The 17,798-nt window shown below is 33.4% G+C and carries 15 protein-coding genes; 7 read left to right on the top strand and 8 right to left on the bottom strand.

The genetic code is table 11. The features are described 5' to 3' along the window. The first annotated feature begins 244 nt into the window (after positions 1-244). Positions 245-1,597 (top strand): glutathione-disulfide reductase, encoded by a 1,353-nt coding sequence (gene gorA / locus A9G17_RS10230; RefSeq protein ID WP_065738614.1) that lies wholly within the window; start codon positions 245-247, stop codon positions 1,595-1,597. 96 nt (positions 1,598-1,693) lie between these two features. Here the strand turns inward: gorA and A9G17_RS10235 are convergent, their stop codons facing one another. Beyond that, the gene (locus A9G17_RS10235; RefSeq protein ID WP_065738615.1) at positions 1,694-3,043 is read right to left on the bottom strand and encodes an MFS transporter; all 1,350 of its coding nucleotides are present in this window, start codon (positions 3,041-3,043) and stop codon (positions 1,694-1,696) included. 202 nt (positions 3,044-3,245) lie between these two features. Between A9G17_RS10235 and A9G17_RS10240 the strand changes: the two genes are divergently transcribed. From A9G17_RS10240 to mnmE, 3 genes are all read left to right on the top strand, one after another. Beyond that, positions 3,246-3,809 carry a DNA-3-methyladenine glycosylase I gene (locus A9G17_RS10240; RefSeq protein WP_065738616.1) on the top strand — a complete coding sequence of 188 codons (564 nt, stop codon included), beginning with the start codon at positions 3,246-3,248 and terminating at the stop codon, positions 3,807-3,809. Between the two features lie 22 nt (positions 3,810-3,831). After that, positions 3,832-4,425, top strand: coding sequence for a YdcF family protein (locus tag A9G17_RS10245; RefSeq protein ID WP_065738617.1), 594 nt, complete (start codon positions 3,832-3,834; stop codon positions 4,423-4,425). 124 nt (positions 4,426-4,549) lie between these two features. After that, positions 4,550-5,911 carry a tRNA uridine-5-carboxymethylaminomethyl(34) synthesis GTPase MnmE gene (mnmE, locus tag A9G17_RS10250; protein WP_065738618.1) on the top strand — a complete coding sequence of 454 codons (1,362 nt, stop codon included), beginning with the start codon at positions 4,550-4,552 and terminating at the stop codon, positions 5,909-5,911. A 168-nt stretch (positions 5,912-6,079) separates the two neighbouring features. Here mnmE and A9G17_RS10255 read toward each other — a convergent pair whose 3' ends face one another. The 3 genes from A9G17_RS10255 to A9G17_RS10265 form a co-directional block, all read right to left on the bottom strand. Continuing rightward, positions 6,080-7,504 carry an MFS transporter gene (locus A9G17_RS10255; RefSeq protein ID WP_081301740.1) on the bottom strand — a complete coding sequence of 475 codons (1,425 nt, stop codon included), beginning with the start codon at positions 7,502-7,504 and terminating at the stop codon, positions 6,080-6,082. Positions 7,505-7,519: 15 nt separating this feature from the next. Next, complete coding sequence (locus A9G17_RS10260) at positions 7,520-8,692, bottom strand: M20 aminoacylase family protein (protein WP_065738619.1); 1,173 nt, start codon at positions 8,690-8,692, stop codon at positions 7,520-7,522. Between the two features lie 397 nt (positions 8,693-9,089). Further along, positions 9,090-9,662: an RNA 2'-phosphotransferase gene (locus A9G17_RS10265; RefSeq protein ID WP_065738620.1), complete on the bottom strand. Its 573-nt coding sequence runs from the start codon at positions 9,660-9,662 to the stop codon at positions 9,090-9,092. 755 nt (positions 9,663-10,417) lie between these two features. Between A9G17_RS10265 and A9G17_RS10270 the strand changes: the two genes are divergently transcribed. Then, positions 10,418-11,230: a GntR family transcriptional regulator gene (locus A9G17_RS10270; RefSeq protein ID WP_065738621.1), complete on the top strand. Its 813-nt coding sequence runs from the start codon at positions 10,418-10,420 to the stop codon at positions 11,228-11,230. A 94-nt stretch (positions 11,231-11,324) separates the two neighbouring features. On the opposite strand, the gene deoC is transcribed toward A9G17_RS10270, so the two are convergent. Then, positions 11,325-12,044, bottom strand: coding sequence for a deoxyribose-phosphate aldolase (gene deoC / locus A9G17_RS10275; protein ID WP_065738622.1), 720 nt, complete (start codon positions 12,042-12,044; stop codon positions 11,325-11,327). 875 nt (positions 12,045-12,919) lie between these two features. On the opposite strand from deoC, the gene A9G17_RS10280 reads away from it, so the two are divergent. Beyond that, on the top strand, positions 12,920-13,123 hold the full coding sequence (locus A9G17_RS10280; RefSeq protein WP_218059724.1) for a heavy-metal-associated domain-containing protein: 204 nt from the start codon (positions 12,920-12,922) through the stop codon (positions 13,121-13,123). Between the two features lie 186 nt (positions 13,124-13,309). On the opposite strand, the gene A9G17_RS10285 is transcribed toward A9G17_RS10280, so the two are convergent. Continuing rightward, complete coding sequence (locus A9G17_RS10285; RefSeq protein ID WP_141677586.1) at positions 13,310-14,683, bottom strand: MFS transporter; 1,374 nt, start codon at positions 14,681-14,683, stop codon at positions 13,310-13,312. A 439-nt stretch (positions 14,684-15,122) separates the two neighbouring features. On the opposite strand from A9G17_RS10285, the gene A9G17_RS10290 reads away from it, so the two are divergent. Further along, a complete protein-coding gene (locus A9G17_RS10290; RefSeq protein WP_065738625.1) occupies positions 15,123-16,010 on the top strand; it encodes a LysR family transcriptional regulator in 888 nt (295 codons plus the stop codon). A 162-nt stretch (positions 16,011-16,172) separates the two neighbouring features. Here A9G17_RS10290 and A9G17_RS10295 read toward each other — a convergent pair whose 3' ends face one another. Continuing rightward, on the bottom strand, positions 16,173-17,009 hold the full coding sequence (locus tag A9G17_RS10295) for an MBL fold metallo-hydrolase (RefSeq protein WP_065738626.1): 837 nt from the start codon (positions 17,007-17,009) through the stop codon (positions 16,173-16,175). 12 nt (positions 17,010-17,021) lie between these two features. Continuing rightward, the gene (locus tag A9G17_RS10300) at positions 17,022-17,348 is read right to left on the bottom strand and encodes a hypothetical protein (protein ID WP_065738627.1); all 327 of its coding nucleotides are present in this window, start codon (positions 17,346-17,348) and stop codon (positions 17,022-17,024) included. Positions 17,349-17,798 lie beyond the last annotated feature (450 nt).

The raw sequence follows: 17,798 nt of genomic DNA on the forward strand, positions 1-17,798 counted from the left end.
GTCTAGCGTGGGTTACACCAATCAAATGTTTTATACTTGCTTTTCATTTTAATATTACTCCCCCTGATAGGCTGACAATTAAGAGCTTTTATACCTAACGCCCTAATAAAATGGTTTTTTATTCAATATACCTAAGATCAATCGTTAAAATCTATTATTAAATTTTATAATTAACGCTTTTTTTATTATTAACTTTGTGCAAAGCTATTACTTAATTTGGGAGAACGATTACAGAGGATATTTAATGACCAAACATTATGATTATATAGCGATTGGCGGTGGAAGTGGCGGTATCGCATCAGTGAACCGAGCAGCGTCATATGGTAAAAAATGTGCAATTATAGAAGCAAAATTGTTAGGTGGAACATGTGTTAACGTAGGTTGTGTACCTAAAAAAGTGATGTGGTATGGTGCACAAATCGCCGAAGCAATTAATCACTACGGTCCGGACTACGGTTTTGATACGACAATTAATCAATTTAATTGGGATAAATTACTTGATAGCCGAAATGCCTATATCGATCGTATTCACCAATCCTATGATCGTGTTTTAACTAATAACAATGTTGATATCATATATGGTTATGCTAAATTTGTTGATGCACATACAATCGAAGTTAATGGTGAACATTACAGTGCCGACCACATTTTAATTGCAGTAGGCGGTAAACCGACAATTCCAACTATCCCAGGTGCAGAATATGGTATTACCTCTGATGGTTTTTTTGCATTAAAATCTTTACCTAAACGCGTTGCTGTGGTTGGGGCAGGGTATATTGCTTGTGAAATTGCAGGGGTTGTGCATGCATTAGGGGCAGAAACTCACCAATTTATTCGTCAAGCAACACCATTAAGATCGTTTGATCCGTTGATTATTAAAACTTTAATGGAAGTGATAACGGAAGAAGGACAGCATCTACACACATTTGCTATTCCACAATCAGTTGCTAAAAATAGCGATGATAGTTTAACCTTAACCCTTGAAAATGGCGAAAGTTATACGGTTGATTGTCTAATTTGGGCAATAGGTCGTGAACCCGCTACACAGGATATGAACTTATCTGCTGCAGGTATTGACGTTAATGATAACGGATTTGTTATTGTCGATAAATTCCAAAATACTAACGTACCTGGCATTTATTCTGTTGGTGATGATACTGGCGCAATGGCTTTAACACCTGTTGCTGTTGCGGCTGGGCGTCGTTTATCGGAAAGATTGTTTAATAACAAACCTGATGAACATTTAGATTATACTAATATTCCAACAGTGGTATTTACGCATCCAGCAATTGGTACTGTAGGCTTAACCGAACCGCAAGCGATTTTAGAATACGGTGATGAAAACGTTAAAGTTTACACCTCAAGCTTTACGACTATGTATACGGCTGTCACAAGTCACCGCCAACCTTGTCGAATGAAGCTGGTTTGTGTGGGGCCTGACGAAAAAATTGTTGGAATACATGGTATAGGGTATGGTATGGACGAAATGTTACAAGGGTTTGCTGTAGCACTAAAAATGGGTGCAACTAAAAAAGACTTTGATAACACTGTTGCTATTCACCCAACAGCGGCAGAAGAGTTTGTTACAATGCGCTAATGTATTTGTGTTAATACATTAAAGATTCATCATATCTTGAACTAAAAAACAGGGCAATTGCCCTGTTTCTATTTGGTATCTTGATTAATTGGCGGATTAATTAGCTGTGTTATTTTGCCAACCCTTTTGGGCTAGCTGAGAAAACCCAACTAAAACCGCAAGTAAAGCTACAGCTGAGATATAAATACCTGCACCAAGATAACTATATTCACCTAAAATATGATCAGGACTTAATAAATAGATCGTTAAAGTCGGTGTGATTGCACTAAATAGCGCATAAGCTAAATTATATGATAATGATAACCCAGAATAACGAATAGCGGGGGGAAACGTTCTCGTACCTATAATTGGAGTCATGGCGATGGATCCAATAAATAAGCCAAATACTGCCCAAATCGAATAAAGTTTTGTTAATGACATATCTGCGCTTAATGAACTATAAAAATAGATACTGGCTATTGCTAATCCTCCCCAAGTCACGATAACGGTTTTTGCTGTTCCTAATTTATCATCTAACCAACCAGAAATAACACAGCCAATTGATAATGTTAAAGCAGCAATACACCCACCAATACGCCAATCAAGATTAGCAAAATGATACATACCACCTACGATACGTCCAGGAGTGATTAAAATACCAACCATAATTGCGGTTGATAATGACCAAGTTAATAAAGCGACAATTAAACAAGCTTTTTTATGTTTTTTTATAACAGTCACAACGGGAATACTTTTTTCTAAAGCTTTACGGGCAGCTAATTCCTTAAAAATTGGTGTTTCAGATAAAAATTTTCGTAAATAGACGGAAATGACGCCAAAAATACCACCAATAATAAATGGAATACGCCAAGCGAAATCTAAAATATTTTGGTTAGTAAAATAGAGATCAATAATAATTGTGACGAAAAATCCAAGTAAAATACCGCCCGTAATACCAGATGTTAGCGTACCAACACCCAAACCATAACGTTGTTTTGGGGTATGCTCAGCGATAAATACCCAAGCACCTGGCATCTCGCCCCCGATTGCAGCCCCTTGTAACATACGCATAACTAACAGCAGTAAAGGCGCAAAAATACCAATGGTTTCGTAAGTTGGTAACACACCAATAATAAAGGTAGGTAAAGCCATCATTGCTACGCTAAGAGTAAACATCTGCTTCCTGCCCACTTTGTCGCCAAAGTGTGCCATGATGATGCCGCCAATTGGACGAACCAAATAACCAGCAGCAAAAATACCCCAAGCAAATAAATCTAACGTTAATGGCGATAAGGTATGGGGCAAAAACAGCGGTTTGACAATGGTATCAATATATAACGCATAGATAACAAAGTCATAAAACTCAAGTGTTCCACCTAAAGATGACAATATTAATGTTTTAAAATCCTTACTATTTAATGGCCGAGCACTGGGTTGCCATTGGGCATTGATTTCAGATTGACTCATGAAAAACCTTCTATATATTTGAGATAGCCAGAAAAAATCTATCCTTTTTGATTTTTTTAAATGTAGAAATTATTCTGCCACAAAAAAATGACTTTTTTTCCCTCATAAAAAAATTTAATGTTTGCTATAAAACTGAGGATTTGATTTATAATTTAAATTAATAACTTTTTTAAAATACTGAATAATTTGGATGAAAACAAGAATGAATAATACTAATAAAACACGCTGTGATTGGGTTTTAAATGACCAAATTTATATTGATTATCATGATAATGAATGGGGAATAGCCCAATATGATAGTTTAAAATTATTTGAAAAAATCTGTCTTGAAGGACAACAGGCAGGATTATCATGGATTACTATTTTAAGAAAGCGCGATGAGTATCGTCGTTGTTTTTTTAATTTCGACCCTTATAAAATCATCCAACTTATGCCTGAGGATATTGAACATTTGCTTGAAAACAAAGGATTGATTCGCAACCGATTAAAACTCAACAGTATTGTCAAAAACGCTCATGCCTATTTAAATATGCAAAAAAATGGTGAAGATTTTTCACAATTTATCTGGTCTTTTGTTGATAATAAACCGATAATCAACCACTTTAAAGATAAGAGTGAAGTACCTGTTAATACTGACATCTCTGATCGAATGTCAAAAGCATTAAAAAAACGAGGATTTTCCTTTGTTGGCTCTACCATATGCTATGCTTTCATGCAATCAATGGGACTAGTTGACGATCATTTTGAAAATTGTTTTAAAAAGTGAAACAAGGGGTAAGGTAATGTTAATGAAATTAATAAAATATGGTTTTTTATTAATATTAATCTATTTCATTGTCTGTAACATTGTTATCTATATTTATGCTGAGAAAAAACCGAGTCAACATGCCCAAACCATGGTTATATTAGGCTCCCAAGTCATTGGTACTCCCGCTATAGCATCACCAACTTTAGCTGACAGATTAGATGTCGCTATTCAATATCTTGACCAAAATCCTGAAACTAAAGTTGTTGTATGTGGTGGACAAGGTGAAGACGAATCAGCAACAGAAGCCAGTGTAATGGCAAAATATCTTATTGATAAAGGGATAGAGGCAAACCGAGTTTATCAAGAAGATAAATCAAGGCGCACTGCTGAGCAATTTATTTTTGCCAATCAGGTGTTACCTCTAGGCAACACGGTGGTAGTTACCAATGATTTTCATATTTTACGCTCAATAATGCTTGCCAAACGTTCTGGTGTGCATGATGTATCGGGTTTATCAGCACCATTAGCGTTTAATAATGGTGATAAGTATGTTGCATTAATTCGCGAGCCGCTAGCATTAGCAAATTCTTGGCTCTTTGACCACCCTAGTGACAATACAAAACCGGCAAATTAACCACGAAATGATAGATAAAATACTCTAAAATTGGCGAATAACGGCAAAAGTGATAGTCATTACTGCTTTTGCCACGCGTCCATGATATTATTACTAATAAACTTTAAATTAGCTATAAACAAATATGAAATCAGATACAATTGTTGCACAAGCAACACCACCTGGTCGAGGCGGTGTAGGTATTTTGCGTATATCAGGCCCTAAAGCGCAAGAGGTAGCGCAGGCAGTATTAGGTAAATTACCTAAACCAAGGTATGCCGAATATCTCCCATTTTTAGCTAACGATGGCTCAACACTTGATGAAGGTATTGCGCTATTTTTTCCTAATCCGCACTCATTCACTGGTGAAGATGTGCTTGAATTACAAGGACACGGCGGCCCAGTTATTTTAGATTTACTTTTAAAACGCGTACTTGAAATAGCTAACGTGCGTATTGCCAAACCGGGAGAGTTTTCGGAAAGGGCATTTTTAAATGACAAACTTGATTTAGCCCAAGCCGAAGCGATTGCTGACTTAATTGATGCCAGTTCAGAACAGGCTGCCAAATCTGCTATTTCATCTTTGCAAGGTGTATTTTCTAAAAAGGTTAATGCGCTGGTTGAATCCTTGATTCATTTGCGTATTTTTACGGAAGCGGCTATCGATTTTCCGGAAGAGGAGATTGACTTTCTTTCTGACGGTAAAATAGAAGCAGAACTGAATCAAGTTATTGAACGATTAAACGAAGTTTGCCAAGAAGCTAAACAAGGCACTCTATTGCGCGAAGGGATGAAAGTGGTTATTGCTGGTCGACCAAATGCCGGGAAATCCAGTTTACTTAATGCATTAGCTGGGCGTGATGCTGCTATTGTTACCAATATTGCAGGTACTACTCGTGATGTACTGCGTGAACATATTCACATTGATGGTATGCCTTTGCACATCATTGATACCGCTGGACTACGTGAAGCAAGTGACGAAGTAGAGCGGATAGGTATTGAGCGTGCATGGCAAGAAATCGAACAAGCTGATCGCGTTTTATTTATGGTCGATAGCACAACAACAAATGAGACCAATCCTGAAAAACTTTGGCCAGAATTTATTGAACGATTACCAAAAAATATACCTGTTACAGTGATTCGCAACAAAGCGGACTTAACGGGCGAGGCACTAGGTTATAGCGAAGAAGAGGGATATGCGCTCATTCAATTATCTGCTCGAACGGGTGAGGGTGTGACATTATTGCGTGAGCATCTAAAACAAGCTATGGGATTTTCGAGCAGTACAGAAGGTGGCTTTTTGGCTCGACGTCGTCATCTGCAAGCACTTGAAAAAGCCTCTGAGCATTTAAATAATGGTCAATACCAACTTATAACATTCCATGCAGGTGAACTCTTAGCCGAAGAGTTAAGATTAGCTCAAGAAGCCTTAAGTGAAATCACTGGGCAGTTTACTTCTGATGATTTATTAGGAAGAATATTCAGTTCATTCTGTATTGGCAAATAAATTAAATGTGTCAAAAAATTCATATTTTAATGAATATTTCTCATAATTAACCCCATATTGCTTTTTAAGCTTTATGGGTTTAATCCATCTATCTTTAAAAAAATAGGGATAGAAGTTAAAAGTTCCACCCCAATGATAAGTTTTAATATTATAAAAAGTTAACCAGATTTATTTATTCTTACTGGCATTGCTTGGAACTAAAATTAAAATTGAAGTAAAGCATAACAGACAAAAACCAACACTAATCCAGAGTCCTAGTGCTGCAGCTATTGCTATGCTTTGACCACTGGCAATAATTGCTGAATAGGTGGATGCTGAAATGGCTACACCAAATGCACCGCCTAATGAGCTTGCCATTTTATAAATTCCTGATGCAATACCGACCTTATCTTCAGGAGCGCTTGATATTGCGGTATCGATTGATGGCGTTGCATAAAAACCTAAGCCAAGACCAAATAAAATATAGCCCCCCAACACCGAAATAATATAAAGCGTATCGGGTAAGAAAGTCAGCGTCATCAACGCAATTCCTGAACCAGTAATTAACGGTCCGAGTAACATTGGTTTTTTTGCGCCTACTTTTTGTAAGATTTTTTCTCCAACTCGAATCATACATAGCACTGACACTAAATAACCAATGGTCAATAATCCATTTTCGAAAGGTGTAAAGCCTCGTCCTTGTTGGGTATAAGTACTGGCAACAATTAATGTACCGGCAACAGAATTGAGCAGAAAGTTAGATAAGGTAGCACCACGGTAAGGAACATTTTTAAATAATGAAAAATCGATAAAAGCGCCACTCGCTTTACGTGTTTCAATATAAAAAAATAAAATAAGAAAAACAAAACATACCGTAGCCAAGGATAATGTCACGACACTTGTCCAACCAAATGTTGATCCTTTAGTTATCACAAGATTTAATGAAACCAAAGTAATAACAAAAACAAATAGTCCTACATAGTCAAATTTTGGCAAACTTGAAGGATCTTCAATTTTGGTTTCTGGTGTACCTTTCAATAACAGCATACCGAGCACAGCACAGATGATAGAAATAATAAAAATCCACTGCCAACCCAAATAAGTTGCTATGGCACCGCCAGCAAGCACACAAGTACCTGAACCGCCCCAAGAGCCAATCGACCAAAAACTTAATGCGCGCTGGCGCTCTTTACCTTGAAAATAAGTTTTCACTAATGCCAAAGTCGAGGGCATAATACAGGCAGCAGACAAACCTTGAATAATGCGCCCAATGATGAATAACACTTCACCTTGTGCGAAGATCAAACAAAGGCAACCAATAATACTTAAAATAAAACCTAAATAAGTAAAACGAACCCGCCCAAAACGATCAGCTAGTCCACCAGCAACCACAATAAAACAACCAGAAAAGAGGGCGGTCAAACTCACCGCCAAATTAAAAGACGCAGGTGTAATACCGACAGAATGCTGAACTGCTGGCCCAACATTGACAATTGATTGAGCAAAAAGCCAAAAAGTAATGACCCCTAATACAATACCTAATATTAACCGGTTATCATTTTTAAATGGCACAGCTTCAGAATTTGTTGAATTTGACATATTTAAATTAGCCATAGATGTACGCTATCCTTATTTACTTAAATATGTTTCAGTTAATGCAACCCAATATGACGCAGCAGGAACAATACATTTATCATTAAAATCATAACCAGGATTATGTACACTACAAAAACCAGGTTCATCACCATTGCCAATAATCATGTAACAACCGTTTGGATTACTCTCTAACATAAATGCAAAATCTTCACTGCCCATAAAAGGATGACAATTATCATGAACACGATCTTCTCCGAATAATTTTTGGGCAACGTCAAATGCAAATTTTGTTGCATCCGCACCATTATGTAAAACAGGACTACCATTGACATGCTCGATTTTAACGCAGGCACCAAAACTTTCCGCCTGAGAAGTGGCAATTTCAGTAATACGTTTAAGTAATAACGTTCGGGTATCATTATCTAATGCTCTAACGGTTAGTTTCATAAGTGCATCGCTATTAACAACATTCGGCGCCTCACCAGATTGAATACAACCAATGGTGATAACAGCTTGTTCAAACGGAGAAACATTTCGAGAAACAATACTTTGCAGTGCAGTGCCGATATAACATGCGACAAGGGTCGCATCAATTCCTCGTTCAGGCATGGCGCCGTGAGCACCTTTGCCTTTAATATTGATATGAATGGTATCGGATGAAGCCATAAGTGCACCGGCTCTAAAATAAAAATGGCCTTCTTTGAATCCGGGCATATTATGAATACCGAAAATAACATCACAAGGAAATTTTTTAAATAAGCCATCATCCACCATCACCTTTCCACCATATAATAACTCTTCTGCAGGTTGAAAAATGACATGTAACGTGCCATCAAAATTGCGGGTTTGGGCAAGATATTTAGCTGCACACAGTAAAATAGTGGTATGTCCATCATGACCACAGCCATGAAATTTGCCATGGATAAGACTACTCCAAGGTTTTCCGGAGGCTTCAACTATAGGTAAAGCATCCATATCTGCTCGGATACCAATTTTTTTATTACTGGTACCATTTTTCAAAACACCAACGACGCCTGTTTTGGCTAACCCTCGATGAACCTCGTATCCCCATTCAGCCAATTTATTTGCAACCAAATCGCTGGTTTTATTCTCTTCAAAACCTACTTCAGGGTGTTGATGAATTTGATGTCGAATCTCAATAAATTCTTGTTCTGTTTTCCTAATTGTTTCCATAATATGTTGCATTTTTCGGCTCCTAATTAACCTGAATATCGTTTATGAAAAAAATAAAAAAAAGACAACTACACATCTGAGCCAAGATCAAAATGAAAAACAGCAGACAAATTAATCACAACACCTGCTTAGATGAATAAATATACAATACCCTCAATTTTTGCTGATGTCGATGATTTCTATCATGTAATATTTGAAAATTGTTATGTCAAACTTGTATTAAGATATGAATTTACGAAGAATGAGGAAAGAATACGTTAAACTAACTGCACTATTATCGATTCTAAAAAATAGAAATAGATTTGATTAATAGAGATACTTTTAATTAATCTAAAAGTGTGCTCTACCTTAATTAAATTATTTTTATGCAAATGAATAGAGATTATTTTTTTAGTTATACTGATTTATTTTAAATAACTTCTAAAAATTGGCTTGGCACATTATTCGTTAACCAAACCCCATTATCGGCTAAATAAAACTTAAAACCTTGTTGAAACATTGCTAATGCGTTAATTCTTAAGACAATTGGTTTTCCATGACGTTTACCAACGGCTATAGCTGTTTTTTCATCAATTGAAATATGAACATAATGACGTTCGCCTGCAATCAAACCTTGTTGAAAAATTGAATCAAGAAAATGGGTTGCTGTACCATGATACAAATATTCAGGCGGGGTTTTCTCATTATACGTTATATTAACTTGCTTAGTTGAATGCCCTTGTGCTGCACGAATTTTTAAATTATCTTCGGACAGAGTAAAGCGTTTTTTATCATTGGTTCTAACGACTTCGGTAATTAAATCTTGAGAAATTTGCATACCATGTTTCTTCGCTTGCCGAATTAAAACATCTATTTCAACCCAACCATTACTATCTAATGTGATACCTATTGCTTCTGGTTTATGCCTTAATATATAGCTTAAAAATCTACTAATCTTCTCTAAATCTTTACTGGTACACTTAATATTTGATTTTTTACTCATGCACTTAATATTTGAACGGTTAAATAATAAGTTTGATTTTATCTTTTATTAAAAGTAATACAAGGTATATTGGTAATATTATTAAAATATACGGTAAATTATCAAACATATATAATCATATCAAATGCAAAAATATTAATTAAATGGCATACCGTTCTGAATTATTTTTACAAAAAATATCGACTAACTAAATTTAAAAGGTATTTGTTGCAACTATTAATAATCTTTTATCGATTTGTTTTAACTATTTTTTACGTTAACCTAACAAAAGGAGTAGTGATCTTTATTTGATAAAAGGTCAAATTTTCTTATTTATTAGAGCGGTAAAGATAATAGTGAATTTTTAAAACAACTATTATTATAAAAAGAAAGATTTGACTGTCCACCAAATCATAAATTTGCAATTACAGTTGTAGGGGAGAGATTGGTTTATTATTCTTAATAATATTAATAAAAGTAATATGCTACTATCATGTATAGGTGATTTTGAAATTTCAAAAAATATTGAAGCAGGATATTATTATTTTCAAATGTAAGGATGAATTGATATTCCATTAAACAGTTTACGATGTACTATTAAGAATCCAAAAGGATAATAAGTCTAGCTATCTTCACCAATCATTAGGTAATTTTATATGATTATTTAGTGCAATAGTGTAACTACAAAATCAACTAAGTTACTTTTTTCTTCCTACTTTGTATGAAACCTTTATAATATTTCAATTAGTTATTTTTCCAATTTAGGGAGAGTGTAGATGATCGATGTGGAAAGTTTTAAACGTGATTTTCATTTTGATCCTATTAGTTCTTCACCGCGCTATTTACAATTATATTCCTTTATCAAACATCAAATTAAAGCAGGTGTATTTAAAGTTAATGATCAGTTAATTGCCGAAAATGAGCTGTGTGAAATTCTCAATGTTAGTCGAACAACCGTACGCTTAGCAATGGATCAGCTAATTAATGAAGGTTTGATTGTTCGTTATCGAGGTAAGGGTTCATTTATTGCTGAAGAAAAAATCCGTCGAAAAATAAATTATCTGTATAATTTTACCAATAATATGCAAGAGGTAGGCGCAAAACCTTCATCAAAAGTATTAGAGTCTGTCGTGATTACTGCAGATGACTTTATTGCACAAAAACTAGCATTACCGGCAGAAAACCGTCAAGTTTTTAAATTGATGCGTATACGCTGTGCAAATGATAATCCTCTTTTATTTGAGACAACCTATATTCCATATTATCTTTGTGAAGGTATTGAACATAATGATTTTCATAAAGCTTCTCTTTACCGTGTGCTAACCAATGAATACAGTTTGAACTTATTTCATGCAGAAGAGACCATCGAAGCGATATTGATAGAGAAAGAACTGGCCGAATATTTAGATTGTAAAAAGAAGATGCCCGGTTATAAAATTGAGCGAATTTCCCATTTAGACAATGGCTACATTTTTGAATACACCAAATCAGTCACTCGCGCCGATAAATGTGTATTTAAGCTTGATTTATACAAAAATAACACAAATAATATCAAGCAAATGGAATTTTCCCGCTTACTCAATGCCTAATTTTTAGTATAAAAGGAAATGAATATTTGGTTCATTTCCTAATCTATTAGCGCTTCAAAATTAAAGATTAATAATTATCCTTTATGTTGGTATTTTAAGAAGTGGATTTAGTAATTCCAAGAACTTCAGGAGTAGAACGATAACCGATACCCATACGGTCAATTCCCATATCAATTAGTTCAAAAAAGTGGGCTTGGGTACGAATACAACCAGATCCTTTAACTTTACAACGACCTCTTGCCGCATCCATCATCACTTTAATGACTTCTGGTATTGCACCTTTGCTTTCTCCTCCGGTAAAGAACCCAGTAGACGTTTTAACAAAATCAGCTCCCGCTTTACAAGCCACATCTGTTGCTTTTGCTACTTGCTCTAACGTTAGAGCATCCGTCTCAAAAATCACTTTTAATTGAGTCCCATATTTGTGGCAAACATTTGCAACTGCTTTAATATCTTGTTCAACTTCATCCCACATACCACTTTTTATCCAACCATAATTTGCCACGATATCAAGATCTTCAATATCACCCTGACAACATATAATCTCGGCTTGTTTAACCTTAGATTCTGTCGTTGAAGCACCAAAAGGAAAGTCACAAACAACACAAATTCCTGTATTAGTACCAGCACAAAGTTTTCTAGCAATATCTAATGAAGCAGGATTAATGCATACTGTTTTACAGTTATAGTCAATTCCCTCTTGAATATATTTAATAATTTCCTGTTGTGTAAATTCTGGTTTTAATACAGATTGGTCAATATAAGCGGCAAGTTCTTTAACCGTCATTTGATTGGCTTTTTTGTTTGGTTTCATAACCACTCCTAATTTTAAAATAGATAATAAAACACACATATGTATCAAATGTATGATACATTTAATTATAGGGAGAGTTATTTTAAAGTCAATTATATCGTTACCAATTTTATTTCTGTGCTGCTTGATTTTTTTATCTGAACTAGATGTAGCATTCATATTTTTGTTGATAAAATAGACAATAAATAGTTTTTAATTTAGGTAACTTCATTAGATGCCCTTTTTTATCTGGCTTTTTAAATAGTTATTTAGAGCTTGTAGCATTATTGAAGTTATATTTACCGATAATTTTTTAAGTTATTTTCTTTCATTTTGATCTGATAAGTAAGTCAAATACAATTACTGTTTTATTTTGAAGCAGTATAAATAAGTATTAATTAGTATTTAGAATGCCGTCGTTTCGGAATTAAGATATTTGGCAAATAATTAAGATCTCAGCCTAAAAACTGGGATTTTTTATATCAGCTACCTACTTCGTAAGTTCCAACATCAATTTGTCTTTTTTAGTGATATGGCTAGCTTAGCAGTTAAAATAAAGGGAGATTACTCACAATAAATACAGCAATATCTGGCATTACCATCTATTCCTACACTTATAACGATATATTTAAAAAAATAAGTCAGATAGGTTTATTGAATCTCACGAGCTAATATTAGTACCGTTATTTATTTCAATTATGATGATCAGTTGTTTATTGGAGCATTGTATTTAATTGAGTGGTTTTAAAAATATTCCAAACTATTTTTTTTATCAGTTTATTGGCGTAATATAGTTATTACGCCTTACTTAGCTAGCAAACTTATTTTTATTTAGGGGATACCTTAATTTTGCTAAATGAGTAGTTGAATTATTAAATAACTAAAAGGGGTTAATGATGAAATTAATAGTCGATAATATGAGTTGCCAACATTGTGTCAATACTATCACGAAAGCAATCAATGCTATCGATCCCAAAGCGAAAGTAACGGTAGATCTTGCTAAGCATGAAGTTGATATAGAAGGTGGTACAATCTCGCAAGAAGCAGCAATTGCAGCAATTAATGACGCTGGATTTGAATTTGTGGGTATTTCGTATTAGAAATTAATAATATTTACTTATAATATTAATAAATTTAGGCGATTAAGTAAAAAATCGCCTTTTTTATATCACAGAATAATTGAAAAAACGCTAAAGCAAATTCTCTAGAAATTTTAATAGATTATGTTTAGTTTTTGTAAAAATTATTCAGGAGTCTATACCGTCATAAGTGGGTGCGTAACTTAGTTAACGGTGGATACGTGATATACTTACTATAGACGAGAATGCAGCTATAAGGCTTGCAAAACTAAAAACATAAAAAACAAATCTTACAAAGTCTATTCCTCCAACACCATCTAATGCGATAATTATCACTACCACAATGGCGGCACCAATTGACTGACCAGTTGTTCTGGCTGTCGACAACATTCCAGAAGCAATAACAGTTCGATTTTTTTTAACATTAGTAAACATTTCTTTATTATTTGGAGGGATAAATAAACCATAGCCTACTCCACAAATAGCGACTCGCCATAAAATATTAATCGTAGATACAGTTTCAGGTAAAAAAGCTAATGAGCTTAATCCTAAACAAAAAAGGACTGCACCAATTGAAGATATTTTAGTTGGATTAAAATGATTAGAAAGTATGCCCGCTAGTGGTGCACAAAATGCTACAGCTACAGGCCATGGAGTAAATATAAATGCTGATTCAAGTACTGAATAACCATAAGTATGCTGTAATACAAATGGTAAACTGACCAATGCTATTCCTTGAGAGATAAAAATCAAAATTGAAGAAATTACTGCCAAACTGTATATCTTGGAACGAAATATATCTAACGGCAATAAGGGATATTTAGAATGATTTTGAATTTTAATAAATATGATAAATAAAATCATAGCAATAAAAATACAAGATATAAGCGTTTTATTATTCCAATGCCCTATTTGATCAACCGCAACGACAATTAACCCCAATGCAGTTGCAGAACTTATTGCACCTAACCAATCAAACCCTTTTTCTTTTTCACTATCTTTTCCTAGAAAGATAAAAGATAAAGTAATTGCAATGATACCAAGGGGAATGTTGATATAAAATAACCAAGGCCAAGATAAGTAAGAAATAATCAATCCTCCTATTGCCGGCCCAATGGCTGTACCTACTGCAAATACCATTGCATTCAATCCTAATATTGTTCCGAGCATATTTGTCGGAAGAATGGTTCGGTACAAACCCAACCCAACACTTATCATTATTGCATAACTAATTCCCTGTACCATTCGCATAGCAACCAAAATTGAAAAGTTTGAAGAAAGGCTGCAACCTAGTGATGAGAGTGTGAACAATAGTATTCCTAATTTGAAAAAAAGTTTTTCTCCAACTCTTGAAGATAATGATGCACAAATTAACATAGTTGTAGCACTAGCAATCTGATAACTATTGACAATCCAAATGCTTGATGAAACTTCTATATTTAATGCATTAACAATAGAAGGTAATGCAATATTCACTATTGAACTATCTAATGCCGACATCCCGACACCGATCAAAATTGCTGCTGTAGCAAAGTAACGTTTTGAGGTATCGAAATCCTGTTTATCAAGATTTTTTATCATTCTAATATGTCTTTTTAAAAGTTATTTATTTTAGATTGCCGTAGCATCACTGGTTTATTTTTCACACAACACTAAAAGGTTGCACAATTTTTAAATAATCCATAATCATGTTTCGTCATTTGATCGTGTAACCATTTTGCTATAAAGTAATTAAATGAACTTATTGCTAAAAATTATATTTATTACAATGCAATAAGACCAACGAATAAAATCGAAGTATTCATCGAAAAGATTGATACCTTAAATATACCTATTTTTAGATGATTAATTCGATAATGGTGTTTAGCCTAAATGGATAATGAAATAGATATTAGCTAGACTAAAATATGGTACTTAGTACGAACTCTGTTATTTAAATACAATTATTTGAAAATAGTCCCCAACTCAAAATATATAAATCATTCTCTATATTAAATTGATTAATAACAAAAGGTGATGAATGAAAATAAGTGAACTTCAAGCATTCGTAACAGTTGTTGAGACAGGAAATATCACTCTAGCTGCTGAACGTTTGAACCGTGTACAATCCAGTATTTCTCACAGAATACGAAGTCTAGAAGATAATCTTGATACCCTTTTATTGGATAGAAAAACAGGTGGATGCATTCCAACTAAGCAAGGATTGATATTGTATGAATATGCACTGAAAATTTTAAGATTAGCGGAAGATTGTAAAAAAAATATAGCCAATACTAAAGAAAATTATTTAAGCATAAATGTGGGAATAATTGAATGTTTACCACCTTATATCATTACTTCCTTGATTAATTTAGGTCAAGAATTTGGATTGAATATTAATGTTACAATAGGCAACACTATTAGTTTACTTAGTGCCTATGATAAAAATGAATTTGATGCTGTGATTATTGGTGCTGGTTTTTCAAATGAAAAACATACAAGTAAAATTTTACTTTCGACTGAACTCGTCATAGTAACAGACAAAAGTTACCCAACAATTACCAATATTTCTCATCTAAATGGCAAAACTTTTTTAGTTAGTAGCAAACAGTGTGCAACATCAAAACGAAACTTCGAAATGTTATTTAATGCTGGTAATATTAAACCAGAACGTGTAATTGAATGTGGTTCTTATCCTGTGCTTTTTTCAAATATCGCTTTAGGTAAAGGTGTTGCATTGGTATTACGTTGTTCAATTAGTAATGAGATCAAACGCAAGATTAAAGTACATAAACTAGATACTCCATTCAATGATTTCAAAATTGAATTGGTTCATCATACTAATTACTCTTATTTTGATATCAATAAATTGATTAATATGATTATTTCTGTTTTTCAAGATCCTCGATTAAGCTATATGGGTTATTAATGCAACAATATCTTTTTTATTTTATTTAATAAATATTATAAAAGTATTACTTGCAATTACTCTGTTATTTTTTTTATAACTCTAATTTATATTACCGCTAATATAAATATTCTTAAATCACCATTCAAAGAAATAATGATTTTAATAAATAACAGTGTTTAATTAATCATCTGTAACTATTTTGTATCCTGTCTGAAATTTTTTGATATAACCAAAACCGTTAGGTCCAAAATGCATTCCACCAACAAGAATATTGTCGCGACAAACCATATTTAGAACTTGAGTTCGTGTTTCTATAGCTAAGTTTGGATCATAGTCAAAAGCGATCGAGACGTTTGGTTTTAATAATTGGATATATGGAAAATGGACAATATCACCCCAAATTAATAAACTTTGCTTGCTACCAATAATTTTATAACCTGTATGTCCTGGTGTATGGCCTTGCATCGGAATAGCAAATATATTAGGAAATACCTCATTTTTATTAATGAAACACAAACTGTCTTGATACTGTTTGAAAACATTGCGAGCAAAAATAATGTTATTTTTTATACGGTCAGAAGCCGAGAGAAAAGATTTTTCATCTACCAAATAATGATATTCTTCCTGACTAATCAATAATTTTGCATTTGGAAAAACAACTTCTCCATTAGAAGTAAGCAAACCACCAATATGATCTGGATGAGCATGAGTAAGTAGGATAGCATCTATATCTTTAGGTTTAAGACTTAATCTAGTTAGATTATTAACTAACTCTCCTCCCCAACCTTTAATCCCACCTGCGCCAGCATCAATTAAAATATTTATTCCTTGTTGTTGTACTAAAAACGTATTGATATGCACAGCATTTAGTTTTTTTTGATGTGCATTTCGCTGGATAATTTCACACTCTTTAACATCAATATTAGCCAGTAAATTAAAGTTAGCATCCAAATAACCATCACTTATTGCTGTAACTAAAATATTTCCTAGTTCTTTCTTTGAAAATGCGTGATTCATAATTTGTTACCTTTAATTTTTGGCAAATATGTAATCAACGTCATACATAAAACAACGAATTCTGGCTTTAACTCCCATCTTTTCTTCAATTAATAAATCAACTTGATGTAAATAGGTTTTCATCACCTCTTCACTACGAAAAACTTCTTTTCTCAACTTAGCTTCAAAGTAGATTGGTTTTCCATAGCCAATATCAGATGTTAAATAGGCTATATGTATATTATTATCTTCAGCTTGTAACACTTTTTTTGTTATATTTTTTAAACAAACTGAAAATTCAGAAAAAGCATTCGTTTCAATCTTTTGATCTTCTGATGTATAAATTGTAATACTTGGCATTTGAGTTCCTCTTTTATTATTAGGATATTTGCAAATTATTAACTACAGCTATTAATAAATATGACTTTGGTTTTAGTACCAGATAAGTTTTCTTACTTTTAAGGATCTCAAATATTATTAAAATAATATCTATTTTATGCTAATGGATAATTTCGATATTCTTATCGAAAAGATTGATACCTTAGTAAACTTAAATTGCGGATTTTTTAATAAAACAGGTTAATATTTATGAATAATGTTATACATATCGATCTGTTTTTTGACTAAATAATGCTATTTAAACTAATCCAATATGGCATTAAATTGAGATTTGCTTTCAACCGTTTTATATGGATATCAATGCAGGCAGATTTCCGAAGAAAAGTTCAGTGAAAGATAGAGCGGAAAATATCATTTATAATTTTGAATAATTTGATAAATATAGCTAAAAAAATATCTCGTAATAGTAAA

Source organism: Gilliamella sp. wkB7, assembly GCF_001693435.1.
Taxonomy (GTDB): Bacteria; Pseudomonadota; Gammaproteobacteria; order Enterobacterales; family Orbaceae; genus Gilliamella; species Gilliamella apicola_N.